This window comes from Enterococcus sp. M-BR2, assembly GCF_056612775.1.
Genome location: NZ_JBWQXK010000001.1, coordinates 237154 through 251220, shown reverse-complemented (window position 1 = coordinate 251220; position 14067 = coordinate 237154). Strand labels below are relative to the sequence as shown.

The 14067-nt window shown below is 36.4% G+C and carries 10 protein-coding genes and 1 pseudogene; 9 read left to right on the top strand and 2 right to left on the bottom strand.

Annotated elements, in window-relative coordinates; translation table 11 throughout:
* Positions 1-29: 29 nt before the first annotated feature.
* Positions 30-2081 (bottom strand): annotated as a pseudogene (locus AC1F25_RS13660) (CAP domain-containing protein).
* A 143-nt stretch (positions 2082-2224) separates the two neighbouring features.
* Positions 2225-2416 carry a hypothetical protein gene (locus tag AC1F25_RS13655; protein ID WP_002300033.1) on the bottom strand — a complete coding sequence of 64 codons (192 nt, stop codon included), beginning with the start codon at positions 2414-2416 and terminating at the stop codon, positions 2225-2227.
* A 187-nt stretch (positions 2417-2603) separates the two neighbouring features.
* Here AC1F25_RS13655 and AC1F25_RS13650 point away from each other — a divergent pair, with 187 nt between their 5' ends.
* The 9 genes from AC1F25_RS13650 (at position 2604) to AC1F25_RS13610 (ending at position 13570) form a co-directional block, all read left to right on the top strand.
* Positions 2604-3059 carry a hypothetical protein gene (locus AC1F25_RS13650; RefSeq protein WP_010706249.1) on the top strand — a complete coding sequence of 152 codons (456 nt, stop codon included), beginning with the start codon at positions 2604-2606 and terminating at the stop codon, positions 3057-3059.
* Entirely contained in the window at positions 3056-3298 is a 243-nt protein-coding gene (locus tag AC1F25_RS13645) for a DUF5415 family protein (protein ID WP_002307547.1), read from the top strand. Before AC1F25_RS13650 ends, AC1F25_RS13645 begins: the two co-directional genes overlap by 4 nt.
* Before the next feature lie 17 nt (positions 3299-3315).
* The gene (locus tag AC1F25_RS13640) at positions 3316-3618 is read left to right on the top strand and encodes a TrbC/VirB2 family protein (protein WP_002314409.1); all 303 of its coding nucleotides are present in this window, start codon (positions 3316-3318) and stop codon (positions 3616-3618) included.
* A 69-nt stretch (positions 3619-3687) separates the two neighbouring features.
* Positions 3688-5751, top strand: a complete 2064-nt coding sequence (locus AC1F25_RS13635; RefSeq protein ID WP_479994370.1) for a hypothetical protein — start codon at positions 3688-3690, stop codon at positions 5749-5751.
* On the top strand, positions 5751-8360 hold the full coding sequence (locus AC1F25_RS13630) for a VirD4-like conjugal transfer protein, CD1115 family (RefSeq protein ID WP_479994369.1): 2610 nt from the start codon (positions 5751-5753) through the stop codon (positions 8358-8360). The genes AC1F25_RS13635 and AC1F25_RS13630 overlap by 1 nt, the downstream gene beginning before the upstream one ends.
* Positions 8357-10735, top strand: a complete 2379-nt coding sequence (locus AC1F25_RS13625; RefSeq protein ID WP_479994368.1) for a pLS20_p028 family conjugation system transmembrane protein — start codon at positions 8357-8359, stop codon at positions 10733-10735. The genes AC1F25_RS13630 and AC1F25_RS13625 overlap by 4 nt, the downstream gene beginning before the upstream one ends.
* A gap of 51 nt (positions 10736-10786) precedes the next feature.
* On the top strand, positions 10787-11119 hold the full coding sequence (locus AC1F25_RS13620) for a hypothetical protein (protein WP_479994367.1): 333 nt from the start codon (positions 10787-10789) through the stop codon (positions 11117-11119).
* On the top strand, positions 11120-11713 hold the full coding sequence (locus AC1F25_RS13615) for a hypothetical protein (protein WP_479994366.1): 594 nt from the start codon (positions 11120-11122) through the stop codon (positions 11711-11713).
* A 162-nt stretch (positions 11714-11875) separates the two neighbouring features.
* Positions 11876-13570: an ATPase gene (locus tag AC1F25_RS13610; protein WP_002352947.1), complete on the top strand. Its 1695-nt coding sequence runs from the start codon at positions 11876-11878 to the stop codon at positions 13568-13570.
* Positions 13571-14067 lie beyond the last annotated feature (497 nt).

The window sequence follows — 14067 nt, the reverse complement described above, 5'->3', positions numbered from 1 at the left end:
AAACAAGGCTGAAAATCAGCCTTGTTTTTCTATTTGAAAATTGGATTGGCACTAATAAATACGTTGTCTGAAGAAAGTGATCCATCTGCAGAAACTTCATAAGCATGAGATAACCCAACGATGCTTTGATTGTTGTAAAGTAAGTTTGCGTTATGAACAGCGCTATCTTTCCACATAATCATGGCATTCACTGCTCCCGTATCTGAAAGGATCTCGTCAACGTAAAGGTAGAAACTATTGATATTTTCTCCTTTAGCGCCGTAGCAGCCTAAACTTTCTAAGAGATCTTGGAAAGTACCGCCGCCAGGTCGATAATGACTGAAGCTTACTTGTAATTCTTTTGCACGTATATCAGCAGCTTGTTGAACGATATCATTAAATTGCATTGGAGCTGCACCGTTTTGTTGACGATAATTATTTAACCATACAAGTTCTTTTTGACGCACATAGTTGTTTAAATCACTTAATGAGATATTTTTGTATTTGAACGTGATCGTTCGATTTTGGTCAACATTATTGATTACTCGTTGGCCGTTTTTATCTACGCTAATGGAAGGATTGTCATTTCTACACAAGAAATAATTTTGATCAGTCATATTTTTCCAAGGAGTAGAGAAGCTATCCCCTTCGTATACTGTTTTTGATTCACTAGAGAGAACAGCGTTGGTATCAGCATTTACATGATTAACAGTCACATTAAATTTACGAGTGTAGTTGAAAATATAATTTTGACTTTCAGTCACATTGTTTAAGGTTACTGAATTTGTTGGTTCTACCCGATCGTCTAAAACATATCCTTGAATAGAAGGCGCAGTTAAAGTGACACTGTCACCGTGAGTGACGTTGACTATCTGTTCTTTCAAAATATTAACTCGTCCTTCATTTTTGTAGTTGTTATTGCACAACAAATTGATTTGATGCACTTGATTATAATTGAATGTGATTGTTGTATTACCTGTGATTGTTCTGCTTTGAGTATCATTACCAATCACTTTGTAGCTAAAATTATCTTTAGCGCCTTCGCTATATTTAAATGCTTTTGCCTTAGCAGTGTAAGTAGAACCAGAAGTTACTTTTGCTTGATCTGTAGCAATCACTTGACCTGTTTGATTGTCAATATGGTTAATGGTAACCATATATGGCGTTTCAGGTTTGTGTTGCAACCCTTTAAATGCAGCATCTAGACTATTTTTAGCATTATTTACTTGGGTTTGAGAAGCCTTAGAATCGTCTAGTACTTTTTTAGCATTGGATAAAGCAGTCTGAAAATTATTCCAAGATTCTTCTGTAAAATCTCCTTTAGCAGTTGATTTTACTCGGTTGTATAAAGCTTGTAATTCAGCTTTATTCACAGTAGGAACTGGTTTTTTTTTTAATCCTTTGTAAGCAGAATCTAATTTATTTTTGGCACTATCCACTTATTTTTGAGTCGCTTTTGAGTCATTTAACACTTTCTTAGCATTGTTTAAAGAGGTTTGGAATGCGTTCCAGGTATTGTCGGTATAGTCACCTTTTTTCGTTCCCTTAACGCTCGTATAAAGAGCTTCTAGAGCCGATTTATTCACTTTGGGTTTAGAGGTGTCAGCACCATACCAACCGATACCTTCGTATTTCCAGCCATAGTCTTTGGTTAACCATTGTACTTCTTTCCAACTTGCAGTGTAGTGATGTGAGCCAGATTTTACACCAGGAAGGAAAAGGCGGTAGATCGGTTTATTATTTTTTTCGGCAGAACGCCATGCAGGCCCTTCATAAGTCCAACCGTAATTTTTGGTCAACCATTTCACTTCATCCCAACTAGCTGTGTAATGGTGATCACGAAGGCCTTTATTGTATAAACGATAGACAAGGTGGCCACCGCTAGTCGGTGCTTCCCAAGCGGGGCCTTCATAATTACCCCACTTAATTTTCACTAGGTGATCACGTTCTTTTGTGCTAGAGGTGTAAAAATGTTCATGGTTATTTGGATTATAAAGGCGATACATGACGTTAGTTGAAGCAGCGTCAGCAGATCCAGCAAGAGCAAGTGTGGCAGCAAATGTTCCAATAGCTATAACAGTTTTTGGGTTTAATAATTTCATGTTTTCAACTCCTATTAAATGATTAAATATTTTGTTTACATTCATAATATTCCACGGTAAACCGAGGTAGTCAACGGTATACCGTGGAAATTTTGAAATAAAAAAGCCGTCCTATGAAAAGTGTAAGGATGGCTGTTTATATGCTATGAAGAAATGGATTCGGCGTATTTGGTTAGTTTGGCAGCATTATCAAATCGCATTTTTTCAATTGCACTTTTTTTCTTTATTAAATCCGCAATTGTTGATTCTGCGACTGAAGAATGTTTGCTAATTTCATATGCTGTCTTGCCAGTTTCAAATAGTAACCATTCGATTTTCTCTTTATCAGCGTACATTGCAATGCTCCCTCTTGATTTTTTCTTTATTATAGCTCTTTTTTGTAATAAATCACAATATCAAGAGAAAAAATTTCTATAGAAAGGTGGGAAATTATGAGTATCCGTTCCCCGTGTATCAAAATGAGGTTTGTTGCTACTTTCGTTATTTGATATACTAAAATAAAACAACGAAAGAAGGAATAAAATGAAAAAGTTAATAATGGTATTTGCTTCGTTGATTGCCATGATTGTTATTTTAGGTGGATGTGGTAGTGAAAAAAATAAGCAAGATAGTCAAGATAATGGCGTGTTAAAACCAGGAACAGTGTGGAAAGAAGAAGTAGGCGGACTTGTTCATAATTTAAAAATTATAGATGATACAACATGGGAATATTCCGAAAGTGTTTGGCATCCTGAACAAGTACAAATAACAGTTGAGAAGCTAAAAGACTATAAAGGATTAGAAAGATATAAGGTAATCGATTCAGGTGGAATAGATTTATTCATAGGTAAAACAGCCTTAATAGTTCCCTATAACAAAGACGGTTTAGAAACGTTTAAATTTATTCCAACAAACGAAAAAGAACATCGAGATAAAAGTGAAATATTAAAAGAATACAGTACTAAATCTGGATACAAGTTACAAAAGACTAGCGAGTGATTGCTAGTCTTTTTATTTATCCTGAAGGAGGAATCACAGTGGCAAAAGCTAAAACGCCATTTGAAAAAGCCGCGTCTAAAATCTTAGAACGTCGCGGTGTATCTGAAACACAGTGGAAACAAGAAGTCCTTGAAAAAGCACAATTTGACCTATTACGGGGAAAAGACAAGGACTTAGAAGGATATATCTATCAACGTGAACGTGAAAAGCTTGTTTTCGATGAAATTATTAAACACTAAAAGGAGCGAACAATTTTATGTTTGAATCAATTACAATGAATTTTTTAACACAACCGAAAGTAGTAGCTGCGGTTGATATTTTTAGAGCATTACAAACTGCAGCAACTAGTTTAAAAAACAATTTGATGATTTTTGCTGGTGTTGCGGCCGTTGCTTCCATTGTTATTGGGGGGCTTTTCTTCCTATTTGGACGAAGAGGAGCTGAAAACGGGAAGATGCACGTAGGTTATGTATTGATGGGGGTAGGTGTTATTCTAGGGGCTGCTTCTATCATAACTTCGTTATTTGGATTATTTGGGCAAACACCTCAAGGATTATAAGAAAGTAAAAAAGTAGGAGTAAGAAGTAGTCGATACTTTTTACTCCTTTTTTATGAAAGGAGAATATTCATGTACTTTACGATTGCAGGCAATACCAAAACAGATAAAGAGTTAATTAAAAAAGCAACGAAGGAAGTAGGAAAGCGGACTTCTTTTTTACCGAAAACAATTAAATATTCTGTCATTGAAACGGAAGAACAGCTACATGTGTTAGGGAAAGTACTGGAACACGAAAGTCGATCTTCTGTTAAGTTGACTCTCACGTTACATGACACAGAAGGAAAAATAGAGAAAGCTGGTACAGAATACGTTTTTGGCCCGCTGGATTATCAAATTTCAGAAGGTTTCTATCCTACATTGATGGATTTAATCCGCCTTGATGTGTTTAAAGAAACGGATGAAACTATGAGTGTGGAAGAGTCTTATCGAAACGAAAAACTTTTACAAGTTTTAGAAGAAGAGTTAGAGAGCGACCAAAGAAAAGTGAATCAAGTGAGTGAAGTCGAAGTAAATGAAGAAGTACCATGGGAACGACCAATCTTTCCAAAGAAGGAGTCAAAAGAAAAAGAGACAGTCTATGTTGACGAACAAGCTGATATTCCGACTCAGAAATCGATATTTGAGGAAGAGAACGATGTGATGGGTCAATTGGAGGTAGATCCCTTTGAAGAAACAATGGAGGATGAAGAGACGGCCGAAGTAGAAGTTGATCCAGTTGAAGCTAATGAAGAGTCAACATGGACTGAAGGGGATTCTCAGGAATATATTGAACCACTTATCAGTGAAGAAGTAGAAAAAAACGAAATAGAGATACAAAAGGCAACTGTATTTGATTATATTTTGGATCAATATCCGCCAGAGCATGAATGGATGAAAGAAAAAAACAAATTATTTTTAAATGAGCTTTATTCGAAATATCAATTACCCCAAACCTATCAAGCATTTTTAGAGAGTAAAGAAGAATTAATCTCACAGGGTAAAGGCACACTTTTAGAACAGTTAGAGTCTGTCCAATCAACAAATTGGCATGAGCTTGCACAAGAAGATTTATTAGCCACCTTTGAAGAACGTCAACAAGAAACAGATCAAGAAATTAATGAGTATGCGACGGAACAGTCGTCTAATTGGGAGAAAGCAAAGGAGGAACTAAATAAAGAAGAACAGCGAGTGATTGAAGAAGAAGTACAAAAAATTAAAGAGCGATACGAAAAGAAACGCGACAATGCGTATTCCTTGTGTGTAGCAAAGATCAATAATTTTACTCAGACGAATCAAGAAGCGTTATCGAAAGAAAAAGAAAACTTGTTAAAAGAACGTATTAAAGAACGAAAAGAAGAATTTTACCGAGGTATGCGTACAGATAAGCTAAAGATTAGCAAAGAATTAAATGAACAACTGAATAAGCTATATCAAACAACGACTGAAGTTCTTATGGAAAAACACGAACAGATCCAGCAAGAATTACAAGTACAAATTCCAAAATGGAAAAAAGAGTATGAAATTCAACAACAAGAATTGAAAGAACAAGAAGAAAAACAACGGCAAAAAGAAAAAGAGCGCGAACAATTAGAACTAAAAAAACGTGAACAGGATCTTGCGGAACAACAAATGGCAATAGAAAAACAACGGTTAAACCAAGAAAAGGAAAAAGAAGCAGCTGCTCGTAAGGAACGTCAAGAACAAATGGATACATTGCGACAAGCTCAGTTAAATTATCTAGCACAACCTCAACCAACGCCTTCAGTAGCTGCTGTTCAAACCCCAATGAACAACCAAACAAATCTAACTCCTTCACCACAGCGTTCCTTTAACGGATGGATGGTGGGATGTATTGCAAGTTTAAGCTTGCTTCTAGGTGGAGGGACAGTATTTGCTTTTAATCATATCAATCAATCTTCACAGGCTGATTCTGTAGCCACAACGGCGTCAATCAAGGAAGAAGCCCAAGAACAAGCAAGAAAAGAGTATGAACAACAATTGGAAGAATTATTGAATCGTACCAATCAGGCAACAACAGAGTCAAGTATGGAAAATAGCAAAGAGAGTGATCCTAGTAAGGCTAAAGAAGGATCAAGCGATTCAACTGTACAATCAAACACTTCCGAAAGTTCAGAATCAAATGAGGTGAAATAATGCGTGTTAGAGAAACAACGAGACGAAAAGACAAACGATTCAATTTAGAAAAGAATAGGTATCTTTCTCATTTCTATCGCTATACTCCTTCAGGAGAAGAGCTACCAGAAAAACATGACAAACGTATTTCTCAAAAGATTTTTTATAGTGGATTAGCTTATCTTCCTTTAAACTATGTTGTTACAAGAATACCAGAAGCATTTCATCGATTTGAGATTATTCCAGGAAGTTTACAAGGAGTGAATATTTTTCAGTTACAAGAAATGCCGCAGTTATTCCATTTTGATTCAACTGGTTTTTGGAATCCTTTGACCCCAACAACAAGTTTAGGCACACGTTTAGTTGTTTCTACGATTTGTGTTGTTCCAGCTATACTTATGGGATTGAAAATGGACATGTGGTTTCGTCCTCTAGCAGATGGGCAAAAAGGAGATAACCGATTAAAAACGTTAAAGGAAATCCAACAAATTTATCCGCAAATACCAGAATCAAAGGGAGGTTTTCCTGGTTATGGCGGAATACCAATTACTCATTATAAAAAGTACTGGTATATTCAGACGGATACAGTAAATACTTGTATTGTTGGTACTTCCCGTTCAGGGAAAGGACAGATAGAAGTTTTAGCAACCATTGACAATTTGTCTCGTGCAGAAAGACAAAGTTCAATGGTTGTTAATGATCCAAAAACAGAATTATATGTTGCTAGTAAAGATGAACTAGAAGCTAGAGGGTATGATGTGTATGCATTTAATATCACCGATCCACTGCAATCAATGAGTGATAATCCATTGGCACTCATCGTGAAATACTGGAAGCGAGGAGACATAGATACTGCAACGCAGTTAACCAATACTTTTACGAATACGATTTATTATGATGCCAATGCTTCAGACAACAAATACTTTAACGAAAATGCGCAGAAAGCTGTAAATGCGCTTATTTTTGCGTTGTTAGAACAAGCCGATCAAACAGGGGATTACTCCAAATTAACACCCAATAATCTTGTTGAGCTTCTTTCTGAAATTGGCGGTTTTAATTATCAAGATCCTGAGAATGATTACAAACAACTCAATGCCTTAGATGAATTCATGAATCAGTTACCACCTGGAAACATAGCAAAAAAACAATATGGGGCAACAAAAATTGGTTCTGATAAAGCAAAAGGGAATATTTTATCGACGGCAATCACAGGATTGAATCCATTTACCCTAACGAAAATTGCGAAAATGACTTCTCAATCAACCATTGATTATAAGTCCATTGGTTTTCCGAAGTATTTGGATCTCAAACTACACGAAAGTCTGTTAAACCAGCGAATTGTTGTAGAGTTTTATCATCAAGGAAAAAAATTTCATGAGGAACGTGTCAAAGTAGGCTATAGAGGTTTTTGTGAAATTAACTTTGATTGTCATTTAGAACAGGGAGATCATGTTTGCTTAAAATACGATCATCGAGGAAAAGAATATGTTGCTTGGTATGAGTTTTCTCAAAGAGTATTGAAAGACGAAGAGGGAAATATCGTTTATCGAAAAAAACGAGGAGAAACCCATTTGCCAGAATTAGAAAAAGAAGCCGTTCTAACATTAGATGAGGATAAAAGTAACTTATTAGTAGAGTCTATTCGGATGCACTATACCGATAAACCAATGGCTATTTTTATGCTCACACCTGATTATGATCCATCTAACCATATCATTGTTAGTATTTTTCTTAGTCAGTTGTATAAAGAATTATCTACGCAATGTGTTAAGACTAAAGGAGATAAATGTCACCGTAGGATTCATTTTATTTTAGATGAATTTGGGAATATGCCACCAATGGATAATATGGAAGGAATCATGACAGTCACAGCTGGTAGAAACATGTTGTGGGATCTGTTTATTCAATCTTATCAGCAACTTTATGCGAAGTATGGGGAACAAAACGCAGCGATTATCAAAGAAAATTGTCAGACACATATTTATATTATGTCGACAGACGATAATACCATAGAAGAATTTTCCAAAAAAGTGGGGAATAAGACGGTTGAACAAGAGAACAGTACCATCAATTCATTAGGTATGAATACTCATATCAATCGCAATGTTGATTCAGATCGCATCTTAACTCCTGAAAGAATTTCTACTTTTTTAGAAGGTGAAACGATTGTACTCGCTCCTTTAAAACGACAAGATTTGAAAGGTCAAAAAATACGGCCGTATCCTATTTTTAATCATGGGGAAACAAATCTTCCTTATGCTTATCAATATATTGAAGATTTCAATCCATCGTGGGATATCAATGATATAGACATACATTGTACACATGCAGACCTTGATTTGAAGTCTTTACAAATTGATTATGATTATTTCCTACCAGATGAATATGCTAGAAATCTCTATCATGGACTGCATGATCAATTAGAAGAAAAAAACGAAGAAAATATGTTTTATAAAATCGTTCAATCTCTTGAAAATGAGACAGCCCAAAAATTATTAATTCAATTTTACGAAGAACAAGCAACGGATCGTCTTCAAGAATATGTTGAAAAGTTGATCAAAAATGAAGAAATTTCTGAAATGATTGGGAAACGGTTGTTATTGGAAGCTGAAAAGGCGGTGAAAGAATGATCATTGGAGGAATTTTTTCTGGCATAGCCGACTGGTGGTCAGGTTTATTCGGAGAAGGGGATGCAAACCCCAAAACCGTAACGAAAGTCTTACAAGATTATGGTAATTATCTGCAGTATCAAGATGTGTTCAGTTGGATTTGTAATACTTTTTTATGGGGGTTGATTAAAGGGTTATATAATCTCAATACTTTACTAGAAAAAACCATTTATCAAAGCTTTGATTTAAAAGACTTATTGAACGCTGCTGGGGTAAATGAACTGTTTCAAAGTTTGATTAGTAAGGTATTGGCTCTTTTTTGTGTCGTCACATTAATTTATTTAGGCTTGAAATTTTTTATGAGTAAACACCCACCGAAAGTCAAAAATATCTTGGTTAATTTATTTATGGCCATGATCTTGATTTTTGGTGGTAGTTCTTTAATCGATGAAGGGTTAAATATCAGTAAAAACTTTTATGGAGACGTGACTGCAGCAAATAAAGCAGATAAATCTGGCTCACCTGCTTTTCAAATTATTCAAAATAATGTGATTGATGTCAGTACATTACTAGCGACTGACCCGAATAAAGTAGAATCCTTACCAACAGATAAAAGAAATGCTTTAACAGCGAAAAATTTTAAAACAGCGAATATCAATGGGATTATTACTCCTAAACAAGCTAAAGAAATGGCGGATAAAGATAAGAGTAGTTTATCAGATTTACAAAAGGATCGGTTAAGAGCGTTACAATACCGACTGGAACTGGATGATTATGGAAAAGAAATTCCTGCGCAAATCAGTGATGAAGGCTTAGCAAAGTATGTATACACTTCAGGTTATCGCCGATACATTAGTAGTCCAGGTATTATTTTAGCTGGTGAATCTTCTTTATCGGTAGCCTATTTATTTATCCTATTTACGATCGTTACTTGCATTATTGAGCTGGTATTTAAAAAATTCTATTTAGTGATTGCCGCGTCAACGGACTTTGAGACAGGCCAACGGATGAAAAGTGCGATAGAAGATATTTCTCAATCCTTCTTGTTATTGGCGTTTACGATTTTAGAATTACGAATCTATACATTAATGCTGTCAGGTATTGGTGATTTGCACGCAGCAGGCAAGATCAACGGATTTTTGTATGTTGTCGCTTTAATTGTACTAACTATTGCGCTATTCAAAGGCTCTCAATCTGTTACGAAAATTTTCGGTGTTGATACGAGTCTGAAAAACGGCAGCAATTCTCTTCTTAGCATGTTTGCCTTAGGAAATATTGCGAAAAATGTGGGTAGTGGGGCTAAAAACCTTGCAAGTGCTGGTAAGAGTGGTTTAAGCAATTTAAATGATATTCGTAAAAATGGATTTGGCAATCGAAAAGATGTTACCCCTGATAACGGGGAAGAACAACCAGACGATAAAGCTACAACTGTACCTAATAGTAAGAAAACAGTTTCCGAAATGTTCGGGAAAGCGAAAAATGGTGTTTCTAAAGCCGCAGAAGGTCTTGGTTACGTCAATGAACGTGGGTTAAAAGGAACAGCTGAAGATCTTACAGAAAAAGCCAAAGACACCTTAGAAGAGAAATTAGACGGCACGAGAGCCAAAGAATTGGCTGAAGCTGTGAAGAATCCATCCGAAGCACTAGAAAAACAAAAAGAAAAAGCTTCAGAAGTCAAAGAAGGACTAAAAGATGCGTATGGTGAAGGACAAGTCAATGCAGCAGTGAAGGCAAATACAACAAGTGAAAAAGAAAATCAAGAAGGTGCAGCGATTCCTTCAGCCAAAGATCACCAAGATGAGTTGCATTCTAACGAAAATTCAGAAGAAGGACAAAATGGTCAATTACCAAAAACAGATCCAGAACAATATCGTTATAAATCTAACATTAATTCTGAAAATGAAAAGCACATTTCAGATTTACCAAAACGAAATCAAGAAGTACAAACGGATGAGGATTCCATCGATCTGCCAAATGATAATGGAGTCGAAGTTGGAACTGAAAAATCAACGAAAATTGGTTTACCTAAGGCACAAAATTTACCAATGAAAGATAGTCGTTTGAATCAATTCAAGGAGAATGATCAAAGCTTTGTTCACCAATCAACTGCAGGTACTGTTCAAATGAAATCAAGTCGTTTGCCTGAAAATGGGAATTTGACAACTATTTCTTACAATTTATCTGAAAGTGGTGAGACAGAGAATGCGTCCGTTCAAAATATTGTGACAAGAGAAGCTGCACCAAAACCTATTCAAAACGTTCATACAGGTTACAAGCCAGCAAATGTGGCATTTACTGCACCAACAAAAATAAATGTAACAAGAGAAACTAAAAACAGGAACAATGAATTGAAAGAACAACTATTGCGGGATATCAAACAGGATATCAAACCATAAAAGGCCTACAAGTTAGGCCTTTTTTCTATGTATGAAAAGGAGAAATCATTTATGGATAAATATATTAACATGAAAAATCCTCCAAGATTTAGTGGGGAATGGAAGTTTTTCGCATTTTTCTTTATCGATCTATTAACACTTGGTGGTTGCTTTTTTTGGGCAAAAATGGTCAATAATCTTGTCCATTTACCACTATTTTTTGCCCTTCTGAATTATGGATTATGGCTTGCGATAGGCTTAGTGATTGTTTGGCGTTCCTATAATAATCCAGGTCAAAGGCAGATTTTTGTGATTATCGAGTCTATTTTTTTTACGGATAAAAATCATTATCATGCCTTAGATCCCAACAGAAATTATCATGGTACGTATAAGGAGGATGAATAAATGCGAGTCAAAGGACAAAATTCAGTTGATAAGAAATCCATTTTGCAGTTTGGAAAACCAGAAGAACGATCGATCTTGGATTTATTTCCTTATAAATCCTGTACAGAAGAGGGGGTCTTAGTTACTAAAGAAGATCATTTTCAACGTTATTATCGTGTAGTTTCCACTGACGTGGAGGGATTAAATGAACAAGAGAAACTGGAACGAATGAATCAGTTGACCACCGTCATGCGTACGTATGTGCCAACAATTAAGTTAGTTAGTTTGACCACAGAAACGGATCTAACGGAGCAAATCGTACAAAAGCGGCAGTTATTAGATAAGAATCGTATGGAACAATCCTTAGGAAGAAATCTACAGCGATTAAGAAAATATGAAAAGAAATTAGTAGAGGAAATCCAGGAATTGAAACGAGCAGAACAAGAACGTCCTGACTTAAGCTTCTTTTTCATCATTGAAGGAAAGACAATCAAGGATTTACAAACCAGAAACCGTCAGTTAATGCGATTTAGTGGCATTTTAGGGTTAAAACCACTCTACAAAAAAGAATTGATCAAGATTCTTTATCGAATGAATAATATGAATGATGAGTAGGAATGGAGAAGAGAGAATGAAATATCTGTTGATATGGTTAGAAAAAGATGTTCCGAAGGAAGAGACCACTAGAAAATTTCCTCACACTTTAAGCCTGGGTAAGTTGGGAAAAGGGCAATCTTTTAACCAAGTAAAGAATCAAACAAGAAGAGGTGACTGTACATGTTAGAAGCGATTAAAACAGCTTTTTCACCACAAAATGATCAAAAAGTACTTGATCCATTAAAGCAACTAGGAAATCGGGAAATCGAAATTTTAAAATCCAAAGGGTATGATTTAGATTTTTTAAAACAAGTGATGCCACAAGGTGGATTAAATTTCGATGAAGAGTATGTGACCTATGGAAATGGTTATTCACGGTGTGTGACAGTTTATCACTACACAAAAAATCCTACTCTTTTTTGGTTGGCCAATCTCATGAACAATCCTCATACAGTGGCCACACTCGATGTTAGCACAGATGAAAAGCAAAAAGTGATTGATCAAATCAATCGCGCATTAGATGAATTAAATGATCGATCAGATAATGAACGAAAAGCGACTGACCGAAATAAAAGCGCGGAAGAATACCTGGAACTAGCGGAATATGCCCGAAAATTGACTTCTAATGGGGAAATTTCTAAACAAGTCAAAGTGAGAGTACATGTTTACGGAAACACGATTCAAGAAGTAGATGAACGAGCGCAGGAACTGATCGAAAATCTCAAAGGGATGGATTATCGTGCGGTGACTTATCTGCATAAAACCAAACGAGATTGGCAATCGATGTTTACCATGTTCGATGAACAAGCTGAATGGTTCGGAAATATCAAAGGGCAATCACTACCATCGTTAAACATTGGCGGAGGTTTCCCGTTCCACCACCAAACGCTAAAAGATCCAGGAGGTACACAATATGGGGAAACCATGACAGGCGGCCCATTTGTCTGGAATGCGACGTATAAAAATAGTGTACGGTTGTCTACTAATACCTTGCTTCTAGGAATGATGGGAGCTGGTAAATCGACCGTTCTTAAAATGATCGCGGAAGCCCATTTAGCTGCAGGAGACTTTATTTGGGGCTTTGAAAAGGGAAAAGACTTTATTCCTTTCTTAAAGGAATATAACGGTATTATGGTGCGCTTAGACGGATCTGACGGGATGATCAATCCTTTAGAAATATTTGCCACACGGACGTATGATGAAGCATCCAGTTTATATGACGATGGATCAGTCAAAGATTTGAAGATCAATGAAGCAGCGTCCTATCAAACACACTTAGACAAAGTGGTCTATCAGGTACAGTTAGTGAGTCCTCAGCTAAAAGGAACGATGAAAGCAGAATTTAAGACCTACTTAAATCGTTTTTATGAAGAGTATGGAACAGTACCACGCGGCTTTACTTCCTCAAATTCGCGTTCAAATACGGAGACGCAAGTCACAGGGAAAGATCCAGAAGCTTATCCGACGTTCAAAGAATTTTTAGACTTTTTAGGACAACTGGAATTACCAGGTGCTTCCCAAGAGAAAAAGAATCGAAAAGAAGAAATGGAATCCATCGTAGAATCCTTATGTGAGACGTATGGCATGATTTTTGATGGTCACAGTACGATTCGACACCTTGACCAACAACAGTTGGTCTTTTTTGACATTGACTCTATTACAGGTTTAGATCGTGGGGTACAACAATGTCAGATGTATATGGCTATGACGTTGATTTGGAATCAGGCATTGATTCAAGGAAGAAGACAACGACGTTTAATTAAAGAAAAACAAATGGAAGAACAAGACTTCAAACGCTTCTTGGCGATGATTGATGAGTGCCATAATGGTGCGACCTGTTCTGCAGTGAAAAGCTGTGGGTTGCAAGTAGTCTAAAAACTATTGTAATAACTCTTATAACGAGAAGTCAAATGAGTGGGTAACGCCACAAAGGGCTTCCACTGATACTCCGACATGCAACAAGTAGTTTATGCAGACCAACGTTGTGTGAAGCTCGGTGAAGTCGGCTGAAGGATACCGTAAGGTAAAAGAAATAGTGAATACCACGAAAGTTCTTTAGAGGTAAAGGGTGTATCCGATAAGTCGGGTGTCCAAAAAAACTTAATATGGTGAGTATGTACAAACGTACTGACGAACTAGCGAATGTACTGTCCGAAAGGCATAGCTCCTAGAAATGGGAGAGACAGTGAGCAAAAAATCACTCATTGTGCTAACTTGTGGTTGAGTAAAAGTCGTTGTTATGAAAGACCATGCTGCGTTACAGGCGTAGGAGAAGTTAGGGGGCAAAAGCTAGCATCTAAGTTAAGGCATGTGGATAGATATAAGGGAACAGGGGAAGCCATCAACATGGAGAGTGCATACTCGATGAAGTG

Bases quoted from the DNA above. Each gene is read 5' to 3' on its own strand.
- AC1F25_RS13650 (WP_010706249.1), top strand. From the start codon at position 2,604: ATGAAAAAGTTAATAATGGTATTTGCTTCGTTGATTGCCATGATTGTT.
- AC1F25_RS13620 (WP_479994367.1), top strand. From the start codon at position 10,787: ATGGATAAATATATTAACATGAAAAATCCTCCAAGATTTAGTGGGGAA.
- AC1F25_RS13615 (WP_479994366.1), top strand. From the start codon at position 11,120: ATGCGAGTCAAAGGACAAAATTCAGTTGATAAGAAATCCATTTTGCAG.
- AC1F25_RS13640 (WP_002314409.1), top strand. From the start codon at position 3,316: ATGTTTGAATCAATTACAATGAATTTTTTAACACAACCGAAAGTAGTA.
- AC1F25_RS13655 (WP_002300033.1), bottom strand. From the start codon at position 2,416: ATGTACGCTGATAAAGAGAAAATCGAATGGTTACTATTTGAAACTGGC.
- AC1F25_RS13610 (WP_002352947.1), top strand. From the start codon at position 11,876: ATGTTAGAAGCGATTAAAACAGCTTTTTCACCACAAAATGATCAAAAA.
- AC1F25_RS13630 (WP_479994369.1), top strand. From the start codon at position 5,751: ATGCGTGTTAGAGAAACAACGAGACGAAAAGACAAACGATTCAATTTA.
- AC1F25_RS13635 (WP_479994370.1), top strand. From the start codon at position 3,688: ATGTACTTTACGATTGCAGGCAATACCAAAACAGATAAAGAGTTAATT.
- AC1F25_RS13625 (WP_479994368.1), top strand. From the start codon at position 8,357: ATGATCATTGGAGGAATTTTTTCTGGCATAGCCGACTGGTGGTCAGGT.